We start from the raw sequence: 24,352 nt of genomic DNA, 5'->3' as shown, positions 1-24,352 counted from the left end.
TTTACTCTTTTAAAGGAGGCGATGGAACAAGATTAAGCAAGTCTACTTTTGGTATTTCATCAACTTCAGCTCTTGTCCAAATTTTACTTCTGCCAAAAATCCAAACTTTCCCCTTGGTGATAAGATTCCCAGTTTTAATGTCAACGCTCATCTCAGAATTATAAATTTTACCGTTTTTAGGGTCTATTATTTTACCTCTATCCCATTTTTTAGAAGAAGGAGAATACTTAAGGCCCCACATAAAATCAAGACCCTCTATTGCAAGATTTTCAAACCCAACCACAGTATCTCCTGAGGGATTTTCAGCATTATATTTTTTGCCATCTTTTATTACGGTTAAAATTCGCCCATAAACTTCTCCATTATATTTATAAATACAAATAATAGAATTTTTTATATTGCTCACATCATTATAACCAACCCAATACCCTAAAACTTCGTTTCCAGAATCAAGGTTTTCAGCCTTATTAATAATTTCCTTTTCATTTGTATTTTCTGAATTTGCAAATAAAAACATTGCAAAACAAAAAAAAAGAAAAAACTTTGACAAAATCTTATTCATCAAATCTCCTTAAAACTAATAATTCTAAATTATAGCTCTTTTTTTAAATTACTCATTTAAGATGGCTAATTTAAAAATTAGTCACAAACATCATTATACAACTTATTCTATAATTTTGATTATCAAGATTAAAACCTAAACAAAAACTAGATAAAAAAATATAAAATTAAGCAAAAAACAATAGGTCAATTAATTGTTATATAAGATAATTAATGCTAGTATTAATAAAGTTAATTGTCTTTAAGGATTTGATCGTGGTAAGAGGAATTTATACAGCTGCTAGCGGAATGATGGCAGAAAGACACAAGCTTGACGTGGTGTCAAATAATTTGGCAAATATAGATCTTATTGGATACAAAAAAGATTTATCCATTCAAAAAGCATTTCCAGAAATGCTAATAAGAAGACTAAACGATGATGGCCTTTATAAATTTCCCAAAGGACATCTTGAAACAGCTCCTATTGTAGGCAAACTGGGAACAGGGGTTGAAGAAAATGAAATATATACACTATTTGAACAAGGTCCATTAAAAACTACTAGCAACCCATTAGATTTGGCACTAACTGATCAAGGATTTTTTGTAATACAAACTTCAGATGGAGAGAGATATACAAGAAATGGTTCTTTTACTATTGGGAAAGAGGGAATCCTTGTTACAAAAAGCGGATTTCCCGTTCTAGGAGAAAAAGGATATATATATCTTAAAAAAAATAATTTTAAAATAACACCTCAAGGACAAATCTTCCACAATTCAAGCTTTGAATCAAACCCTAAAAGACTTGTTAGCGAGCATGAAAATTCTTGGGAAAATTACGAACTTCTTGATACCATCAGAATTGTAAATTTTGAAAATCCCAGATTTCTCAAAAAACAGGGAAATTCTTTATGGGTTGATACAAAAACATCTGGCAAGGCACAAGAAATTGATATATCATTAAGGCCTAAAATAGAAACAGGAGCACTTGAGGCTTCCAATGTTAATGCCGTCAAAGAAATGGTTTTAATGATTGAAATCAACAGAGCTTACGAAGCTAATCAAAAAACAATACAAACTGAAGATAGCCTTTTAGGGAAGTTAATAAATGAAATTGGAAAATATTAAGGAGTATGTTTTATGATGAGAGCATTATGGACAGCAGCAAGTGGGATGACTGCACAACAATATAATGTAGACACAATTGCCAATAATCTTTCAAATGTGAATACTACAGGATTTAAAAAAATAAGAGCAGAATTTGAGGATTTGATTTATCAAACCCAAAACAGAGCAGGAACTCCTGCAACTGAAAATACTTTAAGACCGCTCGGAAATCAAGTTGGCCACGGAACAAAAATTGCTGCTACTCAGAGAATATTTGAACAAGGTAAAATGCAATCCACCAATTTGCTCACTGATGTTGCTATTGAAGGAGATGGATTTTACAAAATTCTTCTGCCTGATGGAAGTTATGCATATACTAGAGATGGATCATTCAAAATCGATTCTAATCGAGAGCTTGTAACAAGCCAAGGATACAAGGTATTGCCTAATATATTCTTCCCAGAAGAATATATCCAAAACTCAATTACAATATCTGAACAAGGAATAGTATCGGTAAAAATTGATAACAGCAACGAACCAATAGAACTTGGACAAATTGAAATATCAAGATTTGTTAATCCTGCGGGCCTAAGTGCCATTGGTAGCAATTTATTCAAAGAAACAGCCGGATCAGGCCAAGAAATAGCAGGAATACCGGGAAGTGAAGGCATGGGGATACTAAGACAAAGTATTCTTGAAATGTCAAATGTATCTATTGCTGAAGAAATGGTAACAATGATAGTAGCTCAAAGGGCTTATGAAATAAACTCAAAGGCTATTCAAACTTCTGACAATATGCTAGGAATTGCAAATAATTTAAAAAGGCAATAAAATTAAAAAAAAAATATTTTTTGTTATTTTATTTTTCACAACAAGCTCAATTATAAGCGCTGCTTATGATTTGTGCTTCAATATTACTCCTAGTAAAGCATATTTCTTTTCGAAAAAGTATTCAAAAATATGCAACAATCAAAGCTTATCAAAAATATATATCCCGCCACATTTAACTAAAAAATCAATAATTTTTAAAATGATTTATTACATAACAAAAAATTTATCAAATGAAAATATCTATATACTTCAATTCAACTTTGATGAATCTGAAATAAACATAGACGACAAATTTTTCAAAAAAATAAAATTCAAAGTAAAAAGCAATAATTCATACAAAAATATTCCAATTCAAAAAACTCTGGTTTATTATGCAAAAAACTTTGAAAGTTACAAAAGACACAATTACATTAATATGTATATTGATATAATTGAGCCCATTGTATTTGCAAAAGAAAATCTAAAAAAAAATGAAATCCTTAATGAACAAAACATCTACTTTAAATATAAAATTAACACAACAAGGATAAATGATGTTTTAAGTCTAAATGAATTAAACGACAGTAAATATAAAGTTATACGCAAAACAAGCAAAAATGAAGAGATAAGATTAAATAAGGTACAAAAAGAATAATGTTTTTTATCGCCCTCAATCTAAAAATTATTAATTTTAATCTGTCTTAATAAAAACAATATTTAACAAATCAAGGATTAATTGGCGATTTACCTAAAAAAGTTTCATTAATTGCAATAATTGATATAAAATAATAAATATTAAGGAAATAAAATAAATAGAGTAAAGAATGAACAAACTAATGTTAATTGCATTTGCAACAACAAATCTATTGGCCCAGACAAACAAAGCTTCAACAGACCTAAAAGCAGAACAATCATTTAACGATAAGTTGTCTGAAAGCGTAAAATTAAAAGAAATTGCAAATATTTGTCCCACAAATACAAATTTTTTAACAGGCATTGGAATAGTAGTAGGTCTTGCTGGAAAAGGAGACTCTTTAAAACAAAAAGACCTTATAAGTAAAATTTTAAAAGAAAACAATACAATAGATGAAATAAGCCCTAATAGCATAGAAAGCAAAAATATTGCGCTAGTAAGTGTAAGCCTCCAAGTAAAAGGAAATGCCATTAAGGGCTCAAAACATAAAGCTTGTATTGCATCAATATTAGACTCAAAAGATTTAACAAATGGAATACTTTTAAAAACAAATCTTAAAAATAAAGAGGGAGAAATAATAGCAATTGCATCAGGAATTATAAAGACCAATGGCAAATTAAAAGGATCTGAATACACCTTGGATAGTATAATAATAAATGAAAATCAAAATGCCAGCTACAGTTATAATATAATTCTTGAAAAAGGAAATTATACATTAATAAATAGAATTCATAAAATATTAACCTCTAAAAAAATCAACAACAAAATTAAATCAGATAACATAATAGAAATAGAAGCAAAAAACATGGGCCTATTAGAAGAGATTGAGAATATTAAAATAGAAACTAATCCTAAGGTACTAATAGACAAAAAAAATGGTATTATCCTAGCAAGTGAAAATGCAAAAATAGGAACTTTTACATTTTCTATTGAACAAGACGATCAAACTATTTTAAACAGCAAAACTAAAACAACAATTCAAGTAAACTCAATGAAATTAAACGAATTCATATTAAAAAATTCTAATAATCTTAGCAATAAAGAATTAATTCAAATAATTCAAGCTGCAAAAAAAATCAATAAATTAGATGGAGAACTTATCTTGGAGGAAATTAATGGAAGCTAAAATTAATTCACAAAATCTAAAATTTAAAAATCAAATAAATAGTTTTAAAAATCCCGTAGAAATAAAAAAATCTTTTAAAAAAAACGAAGAACTTCAAAAAGCTTCTTTAGAATTTGAGGCTATATTTATCAAGCAAATGCTTGAAAGCATGAAAAAAACTCTTAACAAAAATCAAAATCTGCTAAGCGGTGGCCAAATAGAAGAAATTTTTGAAGATATGCTTTACGAACAAAGGGCAAAAGAAATGGCACAATCTCAAAGCTTTGGAATTGCCAATTTGATTTACAATCAATTACAAAAAGATAAATAATTCTAAAACACCTCCCCAAACTTAAAATTATATCCAATTTAATTTTAAGACAGTCTTAAACTAAATTGGCACAATTTTTGCATGGAGGTTAAGTAGTAAAAAGTTAATCACAATATTCAAGAAAGGGGAGAAAAATATACTACTATGAATATATTTAGCAATGAGGATTTAAACATATATTTAAAATCGGTAAGAGAACACAAGCTGATTACTCACGAAGAAGAAATTAAACTTGCAAGCCAAATACAAAGAGGTAACGCACAGGCAAAAAACAAGATGATAAACGCAAATTTGCGACTTGTTTTAAAAATAATAAAAAGATATGCCGGCAAAGGACTAAAAATTGAAGACTTAATACAAGAAGGCAACTTGGGATTAATAAGAGCTGCTGAAAAATATGATCCGAATAAAAACACTAAATTTTCAACTTATGCATCATTTTGGATCAAGCAATCACTACAAAGAGCATTAAATACTAAAACTAGATTGGTAAAAGTCCCATACAGAAAAGAAAATCTAATACTACAAATAAACAAATATTTAACAGAAGAAGAAAAATCGCCTAAAAAAGAAGAAATAATGAAAAGATTTAATCTATCTCCTGCTCAGTATATAAAAATTATTCCTTATCTTGAAAAAGAATATTCTCTGGATAAAGAAATAGAGGGATCTGAAAATTCAACACTCTTGAATCTATACGAGGATAATTCGTTTAACCCTGAAATTACTCTTGAACAAGACTCAACTATAAAACATTTGAATTATGTACTTGAAACAAAATTAAATGAAAAGGAAAGATATATAATCAAAAAAAGATACAATCTAGACAATAATCCTAAAAAAAGCACCTTAAAAGACATTTCAACAGAACTCGGGATATCATCAGAAACTGTAAGACAAATTGAAAAAAGAGTTCTTAAAAAACTAAAAGAAGAGATAAATTAACATTGACATTCATGACATGTTCTGATCTACTTGTAAATCAGTGGTCATGAATGTTTATATTTTATATTAAAAAAAACAAATTTATTATTGTAATTTCTATTGCTATTGCAATAACTCAAGCATTTGCAAGTTTTTTATATTTTAACGACAATTTAAAGGTTGCAAATGCACTACTTAAGGATAGGTTTCAAAAAACACAAAAAGACAGCTTAATAATAAATAACAAAGAAAATAAAAAATCCAGAATAAAGCCTAAGTTTTACTTAATCATCGATGACGTAGGTTATGATGAATTTATGTTAGAACAATTTATAAAACTTAATTTTGAAATAAATTATGCCATTATTCCATTTCTACCAAAATCAATGAATTTATACAAAAAGCTAAAAAATAATAACAAAACAATAATAATACATTTCCCAATGCAATCAAAACATAGAAATTCAATCGAAAAATTTCATATAAACATAAAAGATAAAAAGGAAGAAATATACAAAAAAATCGAAAAAACATTTAAAATGTACCCCGATGCAAAAATAATGAATAATCACATGGGTAGCTTAATCACTTCAAATAAAGATTTGATGAAAATCATTTTGATAAAGCTTAAAGAGATTGATAGATATTTTTTCGACAGCGTAACTATTGCAGGAAGCGTACCAGAAATAATAGGCAAAGAAATTGGAGTTAGAGTAGAAAAAAGAGATGTATTTCTTGATAACAAAGATACAGAAGAATCCGTACTCAAGGAACTTGAAAAAGCAAAAAATATTGCCAGAAAACATGGAATAGTAAAAGTAATCGGGCATATTTGGTCTAAAAGCACGCTAAAAGTCCTCGAAAAAGAAGGACCTAATTTAAACCAGGAATTTGAATTTGACAACTTATTAAATCTGTACGAGGAAACAATCAGATGAAAGTACTTGGAATAGAAACCTCTTGTGACGACTGTTGCATAGCTGTAGTAGAAAACGGCATTCATATTTTAAGCAATATAAAATTAAATCAAAAAGAACATAAAAAATATTACGGAGTAGTACCCGAAATTGCCTCAAGACTTCATACTGAAGCTATTATGTCTGTTTGTATAAAAGCACTAAAAAAGGCAAATACTAAAATATCTGAAATTGACTTAATAGCTGTAACATCTAGACCCGGACTTATTGGATCTTTAATAGTTGGATTAAACTTTGCCAAAGGTTTGGCAATTTCATTAAAAAAACCTATTATTTGCATTGACCACATCTTAGCCCATCTTTACGCTCCTTTAATGAGCTCAAAAATAGAATATCCATTTATATCATTATTATTAAGCGGTGGACATACATTGATTGCTAAACAAAAAAATTTTGATGATGTTGAAATACTTGGAAAAACTCTAGATGATTCTTGTGGGGAAGCTTTCGACAAAGTAGCAAAGCATTATAATATGGGATTTCCAGGAGGTCCAAACATCGAACAAATATCTAAAAATGGAGATGAAAACACATTTAAATTTCCAGTTACCACCTTTAGAAAAAAAGAAAACTGGTATGATTTTTCATACTCTGGGCTAAAAACGGCCTGCATACATCAACTCGAAAAATTCAAAAGCAAAGATAATCCAACAACAAAAAATAATATAGCTGCAAGCTTCCAAAAAGCTGCCTTTGAAAATTTAATCACCCCGCTAAGAAGAGCAATCAAAGATACTCAAATCAACAAATTGGTAATAGCAGGCGGTGTTGCAAGCAATTTATACTTAAGAGAAAAAATAAATAAATTAAAAATACAAACTTACTATCCTCCTCTTGATCTTTGCACAGATAATGGAGCAATGATTGCGGGACTTGGATTTAATATGTATTTAAAATATGGAGAAAGTCCAATCGAAACCGATGTAAATTCAAGAATAGAAAATTATAAGAACCAATACAGGAGAAGAAAATAGTGAAAAGAATTTTAGCAATGCACGATATTTCAAGTATGGGAAGAACATCTCTAACAATATGTATACCAGTAATATCTTCGTTTAATATGCAAGTATGCCCTTTTGTAACAGCTGTCCTTTCTGCTTCCACAGCTTATAAAAAATTTGAAATAGTCGATTTAACTGATCATTTGGAAAAATTTATCAAGATATGGAAAGAGCAAAATGAACATTTTGACATACTCTATACGGGATTTCTAGGAAGCGAAACACAACAAATAACAATAGAAAAAATAATTAAATTAATAAAATTTGAAAAAATTGTCATTGACCCTGTATTTGTTGACAATGGGAAAATTTACTCTATATTTGATAATAAAATAATTAGTGGCTTTAAAAAAATCATAAAGTATGCAAACATAATAACACCCAATATCACAGAACTTGAAATGCTAAGTAGAAGCTCACAACTTAACAACAAAGATGATATCATAAAAGCAATATTAAATCTTGATACAAAAGGAGTAGTAGTTGTTACAAGCGTCAAAAAAGGAGATCTTTTGGGAAACATTTGCTACAATCCTAAAAACAAAGAATACTCAGAGTTTTTTTTAGAAAAATTAGAACAAAATTTCAGTGGAACAGGAGATTTATTTACTAGTTTGCTTATAGGATACTTAGAAAAATTCGAAATAGAACAGGCCCTAGAAAAAACAACAAAAGCTATTCACTTAATAATAAAAGATTCAATTAAAGACAATGCTTTAAAAAAAGAAGGGGTTCGGATTGAAAAATTTTTAAAAAATACATTTTGAATTTAAATTTCATTAAATTCAATTTTAAAGATTGAATCGATTTTTTAGTACAGAGGCAATATTTGAATTGCAATATATTTTTAAAACAAAATGTACAAAGAATCTATTAGAAAGCAAGTGCTTTATTGTTTTTATGGGTAAATAAATAATATATGTCAAATAAAAAAAGAATATTTTTTACAGGGGGAGGGACTGGAGGCCACGTATTTCCAGGTATATCTATAATACAAAAATTAAAAGAATTGGACAACGAAATTGAATTTTTTTGGATAGGCAAAAAAAATTCTATAGAAGAAAAATTGATAAAAGAACAAAATAATATTAAATTTATTTGGGTTCCATGCGGGAAACTTAGACGCTATTTTTCTTTTCAAAATTTTACTGACTTTTTTAAAGTAATACTTGGAATAATAAAAAGCTTCTACGTTTTAAAAAAATATAAACCTCAGATTGTCTATGCAACCGGAGGATTTGTCTCAACTCCTACAATTATTGCATCTAGTTTGTTAAAAATAAAAAGAATAACCCATGAAATGGATTTGGATCCTGGACTTGCAACAAAAATTAATTCTAAATTCGCAAATAAAATATACACAAGCTTCAAAGAAAGTGAAAAATACTTTAAAAACCATAAAAACATTATTTACACAGGATCTCCCATAAGAAAAGAATTCTTAACTCCAAATCCCAAAATCATCAAACAATTAACTCAAAACACTAACAAACCAATTGTTAGCGTACTTGGAGGATCTCTTGGTGCTAATGCTTTAAACAACCTTGCACTCTTTATTAAAAAGTATGCTGAAATCTACTTCATCCATCAATCAGGAAAAAACTTAAATGACCTGAGAGAAGACAATTACCTAAGAAGACAATTTTTTAACGCAGAAGAAATGGCAAGCATAGAAAAATTTTCTAATATAATAATAAGCAGAGCTGGAGCTGGAGCAATAAAGGAATTTGCAAATGCTTGCACATGTGTAATTTTGATTCCATTTAAAAAAGGCTCTAGAGGAGATCAAATTAAAAATGCAAAATTACTAAAAAATCAAAATGCTTGCATTTACATAGATGAAGATGAAATATTAAATACAAATATTTTGAAAGTGATAAAAGAAACTTTAAACGATAGAGAAAAAATCAACTCTCTAAAAGAAAATATCAAGAAATTTAATAATAAGCATTCTTCAACTTTAATAGCTAAATTACTAATAGAAGATATTAAGGAGACAAAATCTAAATGATAGTAAACGATCCTGTAAAAATAACCGGAATAGTGGACATACTAATAATAATAATTTTCACATCTTTAGGATTTAGAGGATTTTTAAGAGGATTTATTAAAGAAATTAGCGGGTTTGCCGAGGTTTTTGTTTTAATAATACTGCTTTACAAAAAAACTGAAGAGTTTAGAATATTAGTTAAACCTATTGTTGAGCTGTCCTACATCCAAGCACTTCTTGTATTTTTTCTGCTCATACATATAGGATTTTTAATACTACAATCCTTAATAGAATCAATAATGAGCCAACTTAAATTAGTATTCTTCAATAGAATGCTAGGCTTAGTGCTCGGTCTACTTGAAGCTTTTGGAATAATTGCAATTGTGGTTTACATAATACACTCACAACAAATATTTAAGCCTGAATATTTCCTAAAAGAAAGCAAGCTCCTTGATTATTTAAACCCTGGAATAAGCTATCTCTTTAAAATCTCAAAAACAAAATAAGGAATCAATAATGACAATACTTCCAAAGATTGCCAAAGACATAATAAAAGCATATGATCAAAAAATATTGCCAAATGCAATTCTTTTACTAGGAGAAAAGTTTTCATCAAAAAAGACCAGCGCAATTGAGATTGCAAAAAAAATATTAAACGAAAAAAACTTAACAAACCCTAATTTGCTCATTTTTGCAAATCTCGATACAATAGAAGCAAAAGCACATCTTTCTACGAATTCGTATAAGATAATAAATAAATACCTAGAATACATTAAAACTGTAATTTTTACCAAATGTTATTTCAGTAATGAAAAAAATTTAAAAAAAATAGAAAAAAATATCAACTACATTAATTCTGTTTATTATAAAAAAGAATATAATATAAACATAAAAAATGAGTTTATAAAAAATATAGAAAATATAAACAAAGAACTAAATCGTAGTATTACTGTTTATGATGTAAAAAAAATTCAAACTTGGATTTTTTCTGAAAAAGAAAAACCAAAGGTAATTTACATAAACGAAATCGAAAATTTATCATTTAATGTACACAACTCACTTTTAAAAATACTAGAAGGGCCTCCTTCAAATATTTACTTTATCTTAGCAGCAAGAAATAAAAACAAAATACCAAAAACAATACTTTCAAGACTTAGAGTCTATAATTTCACAAAACCAGAAAAAAGATTGGGAATTCAAATATTCAAAGAAAGCTTTCTAACAAACAAAGACATAACAATTGAGGAGTATTTCGCCTCATTTTACGAAGAAGAAAGCAAAAAAATAAAAAAAGAATTAATAAAAATTTTAAATATAATAAAGGAAAAAAAATCCATATTTAATCTTGAAGAAATCGACTTTATAAAAGATGATCAAAGCTTTAAAATATTTTTAAACGAACTTACAATTAACATTAGAAAAGATTTTTTAGAAAACAAGATAGATATTAATCAATATCTCAAATACACAGAACATTTAAAAAATATTTATAAATATCGCCCTTATAATCAAAATAAAAAATTAATAATAGAAAACTTGATGCTAAATTACGAGGAGATATGAATAATTTTTTTAAAAAAGCTTTAACAAAACTAAACAAATTATCTAATGAACAAAAAACTAAATTTATTGAACAAATTTACAAAAAAATAGAAATATATGACGGAATATTCGCATCAATTAATGAAGGAATCATTGTCCTTGACAAACAAAACAACATAATCTATTCAAATAAAATTTTATACCAAATTTTAGCTTTAACAGCTAAATCAAAAATAGAAATTCTTGATGATATTCAAATTCCAATCTTAATAAATTTAATAAAAGAACTAGTTAGAACAGAAGATAAAATAATAGGATTAGAAGTCCCAATCTCAAACAATATATATATTAAAATTTCATTTATGCCTTATGTAAAAAGAAAAAAACTTGAAGGCAACATTATTTTGATCGAAGACATTAAAGAGAAAAAAAAGAAAGAGGAAATGTTTAGAAGAGTTGAGGCTTTGGCCTCTTTTACAAGGCATGCAAGAAATATTGCTCATGAAATCAAAAACCCACTTGGAGCAATCGATATAAATTTACAACTGCTAAAAAAGGAAATTAAAAAACAAAAAATAAAAAATGGTAAAGCTGAAAATTATTTCAAAGTAATAAAAGAAGAAATAAACAGAGTAGATAAAATAGTAACAGAATTTTTATTAACTGTAAGACCAATAAAAATTAACTTACAAGAAAAAGATATTAAACAAGTAATAAACAGTGTATATGAATTGTTAAATCCTGAATTAGAAAACAAAAACATAAAACTATTACTTAATTTAAATAAAATAAGCAATATCCTTGTTGATGAGAAACTATTAAAACAAGTTATTATAAATATCGTTAAAAATGCAGAAGAAGCACTGCTTGAAACAAAAAAAGAAATAAAAAAAATAGAAATTTTTCTTTTAGAAAAAGACAATAAAATACATATCAACATAAAAGATAATGGAATCGGAATAAAAGATGAAGTAAAAGAGGAAATATTTAAACCTCAATTTAGCACAAAAGAAAAAGGGAGTGGAATAGGACTTACTATTTCTTATAAAATAATAAAAGAGCTTGGAGGTGAAATTTTTGCAGAAAGCAAAGAAGATAAAGGTACTATTTTTACAATTACACTTCCTAAACTAAATAAAAAAAATATTTTAATTGAAGGGTATTGAAAATGAGCAAAATACTTGTAGCTGATGATGAAAAGAATATTAGAGAAGGAATTGCTACCTATCTTGAGGATGAAGGATATTTTGTTTTCACGGCTAGCGACGGAGAGGAAGCTCTTGAAACAATTGAAAATGAAAATCTTGATGTAATAATATCTGACCTTAGAATGCCTCAGATATCAGGAGAAAAATTGCTCAAAATAGTTAAAGAAAAAAACTTAAAAATACCTTTTATTATTTTAACGGCTCACGGAACAGTTGATTCTGCTGTAGACGCCATGAGAGAAGGCGCTTACGATTTCTTAACAAAACCCTTAGACCTTGAAAGACTCTTGCTAATAATAAAAAGATCATTAAATAAAAAAGAAAATAACAATGAAGAAAATGTCAATTTAGAAAATATTCTAATAAGAAAAGATTTAAAATACTATGAAAAAATCATGGGAAAATCGCTGTTAATGCAAAAGATTTTTGAACTTGTAATAAAAATAGCAAAATCAAACGCATCTGTTCTTATAACGGGCGAAAGCGGCGTTGGAAAAGAGATAATAGCCGATGCTATTTTTGATCTTTCAAATAGAAATGACAAACCATTTATAAAAGTAAATTGCGCTGCACTTTCTGAAAGCATCCTTGAAAGCGAGCTTTTTGGGCATGAAAAAGGAGCATTCACTGGCGCAATTTCCAAAAAAAAGGGCAGATTTGAACTTGCTAACAAGGGTACAATTTTTCTTGATGAGATAGCAGAAATTTCACCTGAAATTCAAGTGAAACTTTTAAGAGTACTGCAAAACAAAACCTTTGAACGCGTTGGGGGCGAAACTACAATTAAAGTTGACATTAGGCTTCTGGCTGCAACAAACAAGAACCTTGAAGAAGAAATTAAAAAAGGAAAATTTAGAGAAGATTTATTTTATAGATTAAATATCATTAATATAAACATACCGCCTTTAAGAGAGAGAAAAGATGATATATCTAATTTAACAAGCATACTAATAAGAGACGTCGCAAAGGAAAATAATAGACAAGAAAAAACTCTTTCTAATGATGCAATTAAAGCTCTTTATTATTACGATTGGCCAGGAAATATTAGAGAATTAAAAAATGTACTTGAAAGCGCATTAATATTATCAAAAGGAAAGCAAATCACTAAAGAAGATTTACCCGCAAAAATCAAAAATAATGAAAATCTTATATTTAAAATCACACTACCAATAGGAATTAGCCTAAAAGAAGCTGAAAAAGAAATAATAAAACAAACGCTTTTTCATTCCAAAAACAATAAAAGTAAATGCGCCGAAATATTAAAAATAGGAAGAAAAACTTTACATAATAAAATAATCGAATATCAAATTGATCAATAAGATTTATTTCAAATTATTAAATAATAATCAATACAAAAAAATAACATTGTTATAAATTGAATGTATAATTTTGAACCCAAAAAATTTTTTAATGTCAATATTTATATTAAAATGAAACACTTTCTTTCAAAATCCTGGTGCAAAGGTGTAAAAATATTTTTACCAAACAATTAATTATACATTATTATTTATTAATAATCAATACAATTTAATAATATTATATTTAGCTACCTGCAACCCAGGTTTACTTCAAAAGCTTTAAAGGGTTAATAGGAATATTTTTTTTTAATATTTCAAAGTGTAAATGGGGTCCTGTTGAGCGCCCCGTTTGTCCTACCATTCCAAGCAATTCGCCTGATTTAATCGGGTCTCCTATCTTTACAGAATATGAATTTAAATGCCCATAAAGAGATTTAATATTATTTTTGTGACCAACTACAACAAAATTACCATAAAGATCATTGTATCCAACTTCAATGACTATTCCAGAAGAAGAGGAATACACTTCCGTATTCATTGGAGCTGCAAGATCTATTCCCGTATGAAAACTTTTATTACCAGTGAAAGGATCATTTCTGAATCCAAAATCAGAACTAACAATAAATTTTTTTAAAGGAAAAATAAAGTTGGCATTTAAAAAAAAAAGTAACTCTGTACCTGAAAAAAGTCCAAAATCTGGATTCTTTACAAAATCAAAAAAATAAAACTCATAAACTCTGTCGTTCCTTTTAATTTTTACTTTTTCAGCTTTAGTAAGATCTCTTGTTGCTAAGAGCAAATTATTAAACCTATAATCTTTGCTATCAAAAACAAAAACTCCTTTTTTACTAGGAATAAGAATCTCTTGCCCAACACTCACAAGAGGAGAGTCTAATAAATTAACGGTAGCAATGCCAGACTGCCATCCATTTATTTTATTAGCAATTTTAAAAAAAGTATCCCCCTTTTTAACTTTATATAAGTAAAAAAACAGGGGAATATGCTGTTTTTTATTATATTTTAAAACTTTGACTTTAAGATCAGAAAAAATAGGATCTTTTCTTGAAAAATTTTTTATTTCTGGATAAGAAAAAACACAAATTACTTTTAAAAAAAAGAAAACTACTTTAAATAAAAAAATTTTACTCACACTGCAAATTCTTTCACCCTTAATTAATCAAAATATAATAAAAAAAATAAAAAAAATAAATCGTGTTTAGACTTGCAAATAATAACAAACTGTAATAAACTTTCTCTCAACATGAAGCTAAACGAATACCAAGAAAAAGCAAAAAAAACTGCTAAATACAAAAATAAAAAAGAAGAATTAATTTTAACAACACTTGGTCTTGCTGGAGAAACTGGAGAAGTTGTTGAAAAAATAAAAAAATTAGGAAGAGATAAAAATTACATTATTGATGATGAGTACTTAATATCAATTAAAAAAGAGCTTGGGGATGTTTTATGGTACTTATCAACTTTAAGTAATAATCTAGGCATTACACTTGAAGATGTTGCCCTAACGAACCTAAAAAAAATACAAAAGCGTCATGAGAATGGAACAATAAATGGTGAAGGTGACGACAGATAAAGCATTGAGATCAAAAATACTTAAAGTCTAAAAATACAAATGCTTAATGTTTATATCAAGGGAATTTTACTTGGAATTGCAAACATAATCCCAGGGATTTCTGGGGGAACACTGGCTTTAATATTAAAAATTTATTATAAAATAATAAACTCTATTTCAGAAATCTTAAAGCTCACAGAAATTAAAAAAAATTTAATGTTTTTAACCATTTTGGCAACAGGAATGTTAACCTCAATATTATTAACTGCAAAAATATTCAAAGCTTATGCCTTTGACAATGGAATAATAGAAGCATTGCTAATAGTATTTTTCATAGGATTAACATTTGGGAGTATGCTAACACTAAAACCAGAAATATCAAAAGAAACAAATAGTAATAAAAAAATATTAAAGTATTTGTTGTTTTTGATTGGCATGGCCATTATTGTCCTTTTCTTAATAATCAAAGAATCTAATATACAATTGCAAAGTACAATACCTAAAGACAAAAACTCAATAAAATATTACTTATTATTAATATCCTCTGGAACAATAAGCGGAGCATCAATGATCTTGCCCGGAATCTCGGGATCTGGAATGCTTTTACTACTTGGTTTTTATAAAGAAATAATACTCATTATATCCAAATTTAACATTGTTCTTATTACAATCTTTGCAATAGCTGTAATAATAGGAATAGTTATATCAATATTAATAATAAAAAAAATAATAGATAATCACTTAAATAATTTTATTTATTTATCAAGAGGCCTAATTTTTGGCTCCATTCTACAAATGATATTAATCATTTTAAAATTTAATTTTAAAATCAGCTTTACATCTTTTACACTTCTGGGAACATCATTTATATTGGGAATGTTTATAAACAAGAAAATAGCTAAAAAATGTAAATAAAAATCTTAAAAATACCGAAGACCGGACTTGAACCGGTACGGAGCTTCCTCCTCAGGATTTTAAGTCCTGTGTGTCTACCACTTCCACCACTTCGGCATAGAATAATATAATAAATAATAATAATTGCGATGTCAAGTTAAACAAGAATACAAATCCAAAAACTCAGCTGATAACTATTTTTTGAGGAAAATTCTCAATAACATAATGACTATGCAAATAATCTACAATTACAAACATAAATGAATATAAAGAAACTCTAGCAAAAAAATTAGAAAAAACTCTAAAGTTAATTTTATTTGCCAACATTGAAATATTGTTTGAATTATTTATTAAGCTAAAAAATCCATTTTTGATTAATAAATCAAAAATAATAAATTCGGATTCATCTAAAATAAACATTAATTTATCTATTTGGGCTTTTAAATATAAAATTTGCTCATTAATTTGCAAACTAGTAGGATTTTAATAAAATCATTACTTAAATTATAAATAACAATACCATAACGATTATCCTTGAATTTAAAATCAACAAGCAATCCTAATTTTAAATCGCCATAATCTTGCATTGCGCTTAAAACTTTAATATTTATTTTACGCTTAGAAAGAATACTAACAGAAAGCCCTTTCCCTTGATCAATAAAATAAGCATTCTTAAAAGTTCCAAATAAAACTCTATTGTTGATTAAATCAAGAATATTTTTATTCTCAAGGTTCTTAATGATTATTAAATCAAAACTTTGATTTAGAATATTATAAGCAGAATCTAATAATTCTTGATTCTTGAAAAGAATTATCACTTAAACCAAGGTTTGCAACCTTAAGCTCCAAAATACTAAAATCTATATCTACAAAATTACAGGAAAAAAATAAAACACTAAGCAGAAATAAACTCTTCAAGTTGACACTTTGTCTCAACAACTTCAAATACAAGTCCATACTTTTTTGCAGCACTACTGTCTAACCAAAAATCCCTATCAGTGTCCTTTTCTATTGTAGAAATCTCTTGACCTGTTTCTTTTGAAATAATATTATTAAGCTCTTTTTTAACTTTATTTAACTCATTAGTATAAATCTCAATGTCTGTGGCAACTCCTTTAAATCCGCTCAAAGGTTGATGCAATAAATACCTGGCAAAAGGCAATGAAAATCTATTTTCTAATTTTGCAGCCAAAAAAATTAAAGCGGCAGCGCTAGCAACAAGCCCTACTCCAACTGTAAAAACTTTAGGCTTAACAAAACGAATCATATTGAAAATAGCAAATCCAGCATCAATATCGCCTCCTTCTGAATCAATGTACACAAATATAGGCTTTTTAAAATCTAAGGTCTCTAACAATAATATTTTTTCCTGAAAAAGTCGAGAAACATCCTTAGTAATCTCACCAGCAATCACTATTGATCTACTCTTTAAAATTAATTCCAATGATTTATCATGCAAAACACAAATATTATCATCTTCTTTACCGGTCATAAAACATCCCTTATACAAAAACATAATGATATATTATAATTTAAAACAAAAGGTTTTTAAATTATAAAAAAGTATAAAAACTAAACAATTGCAAATAATTTCTTAAAAGCAAAAGGCTAATGGATCTTTAATTAACTTAATTATAGTCAAACAATACTCTAAATTTATATATAAGAAAAATCTAAAAAGGAGTTTATAATGCATTATGAATTTGCAGTTATCGGCGGAGGAATAGCAGGAAGCACCGTTACTTACGAACTACTTAAAAGACATAAAAAAGTAATTCTTTTCGATGATGAAGATACAAAAGCAACAATAATAGCTGGCGGACTTATTAATCCTATTATGGGTAGAAAAATGAACATTGCCTGGAAAGAATCGCATATTTTTGAATTTGCAAAAAACTACTATCAAGAAATTGAAAAAACCATTAAATCCAACTTTTTCATAGAAAAAAATATCTTTAGACCCTTTACTACCGAAAATCAAAAAAATGAACTGGTTGATAAACTTGAAAACGATAAAAACATTAAAAACTTTATTTTGAAAATAAAAGGTGGAAAAATTTATAATTTCTCAAACGACTCTAACGGCGGAATGATAATAAAAGGCGCTAGGATTAATACAAAAATCTATATAAAAAATATTAAAAAATATTTAATCAAAAAAAAGTCATACATAAACAAAAATATCGACGAAAATAAAATTAAACTCGGAGAAAGTTTTTTTAAAATAGAAGATTTCAAGTTTGAAAAATTAATATTTGCAAAAGGATATAAAGAAAAACTCAAAGGATTTTTTTCTTACCTACCATTTGAACCTGCAAAAGGTGAAATCATTATATTAGAATGCAAAAAATTAAATTTTAAAGAAGTTTACAATAGGCATGTATCTTTAATTCACTTAAAAGACAATAAATTTTACCTTGGGGGTACTTACGAATGGAACACTTGGAATACACTTACAAATGAATGGGCAAAATTAGAATTATTAAAAAAATTCCAAAAAATAACAAATCTAAAATGCAAGGTCATTGATCAAAAAGCACACATAAGGCCCTCAACTCTTGACAGAGAGCCTTTCTTAGGAGAACACCCTAAGCATAAAAATATCTTCATATTAAATGGTTTTGGAACAAGAGGTATATCAATGGCACCATACTTATCCAATTTATTGGTTAATAATATTGAAAAAATTGACAAAATTCCAAATCATTATAATATTAAAAGATACGCAAAATATTACAATATTTTAAATCATTCTTAAAATCAAAATTTTTATATCCATACTGACAAGCAATTACATATCTTAATATTTCTAAATTTATGGAAAAATAATATAATGTTTAAGTTAAGCTAAAATAATTATTGTCAAAAGAGAAGCTAAAAGTGAATCAAGATTTAACAAAGCAATTAAAATTAATCAAAACTTTTAAAACAAACCAGGAGCATAATCTTTGGGATTCAACATTAACATTATAGGAACTGGGGGAACAAGGCCACTCCACAACAGATATTTGTCATCAGTGCTAATCGAATACAATGGAGACAATTTTTTATTCGATTGTGGAGAAGGAACTCAAATGTCTTTAAGAAAACAAAAAATATCTTGGCAAAAAATAAAAATGATTTGTATTACACACTTACATGCTGATCACATTACAGGACTACTTGGAATAGTAATGCTAATGTCACAAAGTGGAGAAACAAGAAAAGAGCCATTAATAATCGCTGGACCTGTTGGAATAAAAAACTATACAAAAACTAATATAGATATTCTTAAAATATATAAAAACTATGAAATAATTTATAAAGAAATAATCATAGACAAAACAGAAAAAATAATATATGAAGATAAAACAAAAAAAATTGAATACACCAGGCTAAAGCATTCAATAGAATGTGTTGGATATTTATTCATAGAAAAAGATAAACCTGGCAAATTTAATACAGAAAAAGCAGAAGAGTTAAATATCCCCAAAGGGCCTATTAGAAAAACTCTGCAAGATGGGAAAGAAATACTAATAGACGGAAAAATTATAAAGCCATCAGAAATACTTGGAGAATCTAAAAAAGGATTGAAAGTTGCATACATTACAGATACTGGTTATTTTAAAGAGCTTATACAGCAAATCAAAAATTTCAACCTTGTAATAATTGAGAGCACATTTAAAAATGAGCTTAAAAAGGAAGCGGATAAAAAACTTCATTTAACAGCTGGTGGGGCTGCAAATATTGTTAAGCAAGCAAAAGTTTTAAAAACAGGCCTTATTCATTTTAGCGAAAGATATACATTAAGAAAAGATCTTGAAAACTTACTAAAGGAGGCAAAATTGGAATATCCAGATGGAGAAATTTTTTTAACAAAAGACGGAATGAGACTTGAAGCAAACAAGAATAATTTTATTATTAAATAGGAGGGTATATGATAAATGTAGAAAAAGTTACCAAAATGTATGGCTCATTTACAGCGCTACTTAATATTAACTTTAAGGTGGAAGAAGGCGAAGTGCTTGGCATACTTGGCCCAAACGGAGCCGGAAAGTCCACATTAATCAAAATCTTAACATCATTTCATTATCCAAGTAAAGGTAATGTAAAAATTTTTGGAAAAGACATTGTAGAGCATTCAAAAGAAATATTACAACAAATAGGATATGTTCCTGAAAAACTAGCTCTTTATCCAGAACTTTCTGTTAAAGAATATTTAAAGTTCATATCAGAAATAAAAGGTGTTAAAAAAATAAAAAAAGAAATTGACAAGGTAATAAGCATATTTAAATTAAAAGAAGTTGAAGATAAGCTGATTTCTCAACTTTCAAAAGGATTTAAGCAAAGAGTAGGAATAGCTGGTGCTTTAATAAATAATCCTAAGCTTGTAATACTTGATGAACCAACAAATGGTCTTGACCCAAATCAAATAATTGAATTTAAAGAATTCTTAAGAGAACTCACAAAAGAAAGTACAATATTATTCTCTTCACACATACTAAGCGAAGTAGAATCTATTTGTAAAAGAATAATTATTGTCAACAACGGAGTAATTGTTGCTGATGACACAAAAGAAAATATTATTAAAAATAAACTTAAAGAGATCGAAATAGAATTAATAGTTTTAAAAAAATCTGAAAATGAAAAAAAAATTTTCAATAGTAAAAACGATATTTTTACATTAATACAACTTGAAGAACACGAGAAGGACTTAAATATTTCATTAAAACTATCTCAAGGCAAAACAGAAGAAGATCTCTTTAGCTACATAGTAAAAAATAATATAATCTTAAAAGCAATGATCCCAAAACATGAAAGTCTTGAAACGATATTTAGCAAATTAACCAAGGAGAGATAAAAATGAAAATAGATTTAAAGCAATCTTTAGCTCTTTCTAAAAAAGAACTAAAAATATTATTCGGAACTCCAACTGCATACGTTGTGATGCTATTTTTTTTAACATTTATAAACTTTTCATTTATTTTTTTATCAGGATTTTTTATTAAAGACAATGCATCTCTTACCTCTTATTTCTCTTCAATGCCTATTATTTTAATGTTAGTACTGCCAGCACTTAGTATGGGAGTGTTCTCAGAAGAACATAAAACAGGAAGCATTGAACTACTTTATGCTCTACCGCTAAGACCTCAAGAGATAGTCTTAGGTAAATTTATTACACTCAAAATATTTACCTTAATACTATTCTCACTTACCTTACCTCTTACAATAATGACAATTTTCATGGGCGAATTTGATCTTGGAATAATATTGCTTCAATATCTGGGGATAATTCTTTATTCTCTCTCAGTGCTAAGCATGGGAACATTTATCTCCTCTATTACAAAAAGTCAAATAGTCTCTTACATAATAACCGTATTTACACTGATATTAATACTATTTTCTGGGAAATTGGTTATGATCTTTGGAAAAGAAAATATAATAGGAGAAATGCTTAATTTTATTTCAATAACTAATCACTTTAGCTATTTTAATATGGGAATACTAAACTTATCAGACTTTATTTATTTTATTACATTCACAATCACATTTCTAATACTAAGCACACACAGCATAACGCTAAAAAAATGGAGATAAAATTATGAAAAATAAAGAAAACGAAGTTTTAAACCTAACTTTAAACCTTACAATAATCTTTTTGATTTTTTGCAATATATCTATTTTCATTTTTAAAATAGACTTTACAAAGCACAAAGCTTTTACAATATCTAAAGTTACAAAAAATTTGTTTTCAAGTGCAAATGAAACAATATATATAACATATTACAATTCAGGAAGCCTTGAAAACTATTTTGCTTTTCCAAATCAAATAAAAAATTTTTTAATAAGTTTTTCTGATGCTTCAAAAGGCAAAGTAATTTATAAAGAACTTGATGCTGATAAAATTTCAACACCATTAGAACACATTGGCATTCCTTCTCAGCAAATCGACTTAAGAGATATTAATCAACTCTCAATACTCAAAATATATTCAGGAATTGAAATTATTTATGAAGGTAAAAGAGAAATAATACCAGTTGTAACAGAAATCAGCAATTTAGAATATGACCTAGCAAATGGACTTGACAAGCTAATAAACAATACCAAAAAAGTTTTAGGACTTGCTTTTGGAGACATTACTTTAAAAGAAGCACACAAAAACTTTTCTGAAATAATGAAAAAAGCATTTGGTATTGAAATAAAAGAAATAGATTTAAAAACTGAGAAATTAGAAGACATAAGAAAAGAAATCAATGGATTATTCATTATTGGTGCTAAAGAAATTGATGAAGAGATTGCAAAAAAAATTGACGATTTTATTGTTAATGATGGAAAAATATTTGTTGCAACAAGCACAATTGACTACAATCCTCAAAATCCATATGGCATAACTCCTATTAAATCTAAACTATTTGATCTATTTGAAAGTTATGGTATAAAATACAACGACAATATTATTCTTGATAAAAGAGCACCTACAATCTTTTTAGGTGGTAATTTCCAAACTTACTATCCATGGGTCTTAATAGACAAAAGTAATATTGTAAAAAAAGACATACCACTACTTAAAAATTTTTATGCTGCTACAATTCCTTGGAGCAGTTCATTAGAACTTGTAAAAAAAGATGCAGCAGAAGTAAAATTTTTGCCTCTATTTGCAAGCTCCAAACAATCATGGCAAGTTAAAGAGCCTAATCTTTCAAACATATCTTTGAATGCATTCGAAGTTCCAAATAAATTTGAAGAAAATGAACTCAAAATGCTAGGATATGCAATTGAAGGAAAAATTAAAAGTCTATATAAAGAACAATATTCCAAAAATTCTAAAATAATTCTAACAGGATCAAGCATGATATTTAGTGATTATATGTACAACGGTTCTCCATCAAACTTTGAACTATCAGGAAGAATTTCGGATTATTTAATGCAAAAGGAAGAATTTTTTAATATTAAGTCCAGAGAAGTACGAGCTAAATTAAAATTTACAAGTTCTTCAAACGAAATGGTCAATGCAAAGTTTTCATTAATAATTGTTAACTTAATTATTCTTCCAACAATAATATTAATATTTGGACTTGTTAGATTTACTAGAAAAAGAAAAGCAAATTAAGAATAAAGGAGTATTTATGACAAAACCAAAAATATCCTCAATCAATAAAGAAAAAATAAAAATATTGACAATATTAGTGTTAACATCTACATTCTTATTAGGAATAATTTTTTCAAATGAAAATAAAGTAGCAAGAATCCTGGAAGAAAAATTTTTCGATTTTGACTTAAATTTAATTTCTAAAATCGAAACAGAACTTGAAGGAACACTGACAAAACTTGGTAAAGATTGGATGCTAACATACAACAAACAAAATATTCCCGTTGACAATAAAAAAGTTAATGCTCTAATCAGAGCATTAGACGAACTTCAAAAAAATAAACTTGTAAGTAGAGATCAAAAAAAACACAAAGAATTGGGAATTGGAGAAAATCCAAGCTTCAAATTATTTGACAATAATAACAAACTATTGACAGAAATTTTTGTTGGAAAACCAGGAGAAGGCGATTCAAGATTGGCATACATTAAAGGTAGTAGCGAAAATGTTTACTTAACAAAAAATATTTTCTTATCATATAAAGGGAATTCTTATAATACATTTTCAGATACTACACTATTTCAAGAAAAAAACACAAAATTAGAAAATTTATCATTCAAAATAATAAGAAAATTAAACAAAGAAAATGAAAATAACATAAATAATAACTATGAGATTACCACGAAAGATGGTCTTTATTTTTTAAATAACCAAAAAATGTTAAAAGAAAGACCTTTAAATATTATTGCTGAATTTAAAGCCGATGGACTTGAAATTGATAAATCTAAAATAAATGGCTATAACCTTCAATACAAGATTGAAGTCAAATGGAGCAATAAAAGTGTTAACAATATTGAAGTTTACTTTAATAAAAACGAAGAAAATGACAAAGACATATTAATCAAAAAAGATAAAGATGAATATTACTACATGACTAGCAAATGGACTTTTTTTGATGTATTTAACTTAGAAAAAAAAATAATAGAAAAAGATAATATTTCTAGCAATGATAATCAAGAAGATGAGCATGAACACCACAACAATGCAGATTAATCTTGCTATGGATTAAAAAGAATAAAAAGCAAAACATATAAAAATAAATATAATCAAAATATAACCATGAAAATAGACAGCATCTTATCAAAAGATAAGATGCTGTCTCGCTTTAATGATAAATTAGTTAATCTTTTAAATTAAAAAAATATATTAGATAAAGCAAAAAAATTGTTCAGCTATCAAAAATTAAGTTAAAAATTTTTATATAAAAATGAAATAGAATTTAAACTGAATAGATTCT

24 protein-coding genes, 1 tRNA gene and 2 pseudogenes are annotated in these 24,352 nt (G+C 27.2%); 22 read left to right on the top strand and 5 right to left on the bottom strand.

What is annotated here, in order from left to right; genetic code table 11:
* Window position 1: 1 nt before the first annotated feature.
* Window positions 2-562: a DUF2147 domain-containing protein gene (locus BG_RS03900; protein WP_011194070.1), complete on the bottom strand. Its 561-nt coding sequence runs from the start codon at window positions 560-562 to the stop codon at window positions 2-4.
* 254 nt (window positions 563-816) lie between these two features.
* Here BG_RS03900 and BG_RS03895 point away from each other — a divergent pair, with 254 nt between their 5' ends.
* From BG_RS03895 to BG_RS03830, 14 genes and pseudogenes are all read left to right on the top strand, one after another.
* Window positions 817-1,665, top strand: a complete 849-nt coding sequence (locus BG_RS03895) for a flagellar hook-basal body protein (protein ID WP_011194069.1) — start codon at window positions 817-819, stop codon at window positions 1,663-1,665.
* Window positions 1,666-1,677: 12 nt separating this feature from the next.
* Entirely contained in the window at window positions 1,678-2,475 is a 798-nt protein-coding gene (gene flgG / locus BG_RS03890) for a flagellar basal-body rod protein FlgG (protein ID WP_011194068.1), read from the top strand.
* A gap of 199 nt (window positions 2,476-2,674) precedes the next feature.
* Window positions 2,675-3,109, top strand: a complete 435-nt coding sequence (locus tag BG_RS03885) for a hypothetical protein (protein ID WP_011194067.1) — start codon at window positions 2,675-2,677, stop codon at window positions 3,107-3,109.
* A gap of 169 nt (window positions 3,110-3,278) precedes the next feature.
* On the top strand, window positions 3,279-4,274 hold the full coding sequence (locus BG_RS03880; protein ID WP_011194066.1) for a flagellar basal body P-ring protein FlgI: 996 nt from the start codon (window positions 3,279-3,281) through the stop codon (window positions 4,272-4,274).
* Window positions 4,264-4,584: a rod-binding protein gene (locus BG_RS03875; protein ID WP_011194065.1), complete on the top strand. Its 321-nt coding sequence runs from the start codon at window positions 4,264-4,266 to the stop codon at window positions 4,582-4,584. Before BG_RS03880 ends, BG_RS03875 begins: the two co-directional genes overlap by 11 nt.
* A 144-nt stretch (window positions 4,585-4,728) precedes the next feature.
* Complete coding sequence (gene rpoS / locus BG_RS03870; RefSeq protein ID WP_011194064.1) at window positions 4,729-5,529, top strand: RNA polymerase sigma factor RpoS; 801 nt, start codon at window positions 4,729-4,731, stop codon at window positions 5,527-5,529.
* 50 nt (window positions 5,530-5,579) lie between these two features.
* On the top strand, window positions 5,580-6,446 hold the full coding sequence (locus BG_RS03865) for a divergent polysaccharide deacetylase family protein (protein ID WP_011194063.1): 867 nt from the start codon (window positions 5,580-5,582) through the stop codon (window positions 6,444-6,446).
* Window positions 6,443-7,481 (top strand): annotated as a pseudogene (gene tsaD, locus BG_RS03860) (tRNA (adenosine(37)-N6)-threonylcarbamoyltransferase complex transferase subunit TsaD); the annotation flags it as partial. The gene BG_RS03865 and the pseudogene tsaD, both read left to right, overlap by 4 nt.
* Entirely contained in the window at window positions 7,459-8,253 is a 795-nt protein-coding gene (locus BG_RS03855; protein ID WP_011194061.1) for a PfkB family carbohydrate kinase, read from the top strand. The pseudogene tsaD and the gene BG_RS03855, both read left to right, overlap by 23 nt.
* A 152-nt stretch (window positions 8,254-8,405) precedes the next feature.
* On the top strand, window positions 8,406-9,497 hold the full coding sequence (gene murG, locus BG_RS03850) for an undecaprenyldiphospho-muramoylpentapeptide beta-N-acetylglucosaminyltransferase (RefSeq protein ID WP_011194060.1): 1,092 nt from the start codon (window positions 8,406-8,408) through the stop codon (window positions 9,495-9,497).
* Window positions 9,494-9,982, top strand: a complete 489-nt coding sequence (locus BG_RS03845; RefSeq protein WP_011194059.1) for a CvpA family protein — start codon at window positions 9,494-9,496, stop codon at window positions 9,980-9,982. Before murG ends, BG_RS03845 begins: the two co-directional genes overlap by 4 nt.
* Before the next feature lie 10 nt (window positions 9,983-9,992).
* Window positions 9,993-11,039 carry a DNA polymerase III delta subunit-related protein gene (locus tag BG_RS03840; RefSeq protein ID WP_011194058.1) on the top strand — a complete coding sequence of 349 codons (1,047 nt, stop codon included), beginning with the start codon at window positions 9,993-9,995 and terminating at the stop codon, window positions 11,037-11,039.
* Window positions 11,036-12,184, top strand: a complete 1,149-nt coding sequence (locus tag BG_RS03835; RefSeq protein ID WP_011194057.1) for a two-component system sensor histidine kinase NtrB — start codon at window positions 11,036-11,038, stop codon at window positions 12,182-12,184. Before BG_RS03840 ends, BG_RS03835 begins: the two co-directional genes overlap by 4 nt.
* A gap of 2 nt (window positions 12,185-12,186) precedes the next feature.
* Entirely contained in the window at window positions 12,187-13,545 is a 1,359-nt protein-coding gene (locus tag BG_RS03830) for a sigma-54-dependent transcriptional regulator (protein WP_011194056.1), read from the top strand.
* 244 nt (window positions 13,546-13,789) lie between these two features.
* Here BG_RS03830 and BG_RS03825 read toward each other — a convergent pair whose 3' ends face one another.
* The gene (locus BG_RS03825) at window positions 13,790-14,674 is read right to left on the bottom strand and encodes a LysM peptidoglycan-binding domain-containing M23 family metallopeptidase (RefSeq protein ID WP_011194055.1); all 885 of its coding nucleotides are present in this window, start codon (window positions 14,672-14,674) and stop codon (window positions 13,790-13,792) included.
* A gap of 111 nt (window positions 14,675-14,785) precedes the next feature.
* Between BG_RS03825 and BG_RS03820 the strand changes: the two genes are divergently transcribed.
* A complete protein-coding gene (locus BG_RS03820) occupies window positions 14,786-15,115 on the top strand; it encodes a nucleoside triphosphate pyrophosphohydrolase family protein (protein ID WP_011194054.1) in 330 nt (109 codons plus the stop codon).
* 39 nt (window positions 15,116-15,154) lie between these two features.
* Window positions 15,155-16,009: an undecaprenyl phosphate translocase family protein gene (locus BG_RS03815; protein ID WP_011194053.1), complete on the top strand. Its 855-nt coding sequence runs from the start codon at window positions 15,155-15,157 to the stop codon at window positions 16,007-16,009.
* Between the two features lie 12 nt (window positions 16,010-16,021).
* On the opposite strand, the gene BG_RS03810 is transcribed toward BG_RS03815, so the two are convergent.
* From BG_RS03810 to BG_RS03800, 3 genes and pseudogenes are all read right to left on the bottom strand, one after another.
* Window positions 16,022-16,105, bottom strand: a tRNA-Leu gene (locus BG_RS03810).
* A 66-nt stretch (window positions 16,106-16,171) separates the two neighbouring features.
* Window positions 16,172-16,837: pseudogene (locus tag BG_RS03805) on the bottom strand (hypothetical protein).
* A 46-nt stretch (window positions 16,838-16,883) separates the two neighbouring features.
* Entirely contained in the window at window positions 16,884-17,480 is a 597-nt protein-coding gene (locus BG_RS03800) for an ATP-dependent Clp protease proteolytic subunit (RefSeq protein ID WP_011194050.1), read from the bottom strand.
* Between the two features lie 198 nt (window positions 17,481-17,678).
* Here BG_RS03800 and BG_RS03795 point away from each other — a divergent pair, with 198 nt between their 5' ends.
* From BG_RS03795 to BG_RS03770, 6 genes are all read left to right on the top strand, one after another.
* The gene (locus BG_RS03795; RefSeq protein WP_011194049.1) at window positions 17,679-18,746 is read left to right on the top strand and encodes an NAD(P)/FAD-dependent oxidoreductase; all 1,068 of its coding nucleotides are present in this window, start codon (window positions 17,679-17,681) and stop codon (window positions 18,744-18,746) included.
* Window positions 18,747-18,936: 190 nt separating this feature from the next.
* Window positions 18,937-19,896: a ribonuclease Z gene (locus BG_RS03790; RefSeq protein WP_011194048.1), complete on the top strand. Its 960-nt coding sequence runs from the start codon at window positions 18,937-18,939 to the stop codon at window positions 19,894-19,896.
* Between the two features lie 8 nt (window positions 19,897-19,904).
* On the top strand, window positions 19,905-20,828 hold the full coding sequence (locus BG_RS03785) for an ABC transporter ATP-binding protein (protein WP_011194047.1): 924 nt from the start codon (window positions 19,905-19,907) through the stop codon (window positions 20,826-20,828).
* A 2-nt stretch (window positions 20,829-20,830) separates the two neighbouring features.
* Entirely contained in the window at window positions 20,831-21,565 is a 735-nt protein-coding gene (locus BG_RS03780; protein ID WP_011194046.1) for an ABC transporter permease, read from the top strand.
* Between the two features lie 4 nt (window positions 21,566-21,569).
* The gene (locus BG_RS03775) at window positions 21,570-23,078 is read left to right on the top strand and encodes a GldG family protein (RefSeq protein ID WP_011194045.1); all 1,509 of its coding nucleotides are present in this window, start codon (window positions 21,570-21,572) and stop codon (window positions 23,076-23,078) included.
* Window positions 23,079-23,094: 16 nt separating this feature from the next.
* Entirely contained in the window at window positions 23,095-24,108 is a 1,014-nt protein-coding gene (locus tag BG_RS03770; protein ID WP_011194044.1) for a DUF4340 domain-containing protein, read from the top strand.
* The last annotated feature ends 244 nt before the right edge of the window (window positions 24,109-24,352 follow it).

Source organism: Borreliella bavariensis PBi (assembly GCF_000196215.1).
GTDB classification, from domain to species: Bacteria; Spirochaetota; Spirochaetia; order Borreliales; family Borreliaceae; genus Borreliella; species Borreliella garinii.
This window is presented reverse-complemented; position numbering and strand designations above follow the sequence as displayed.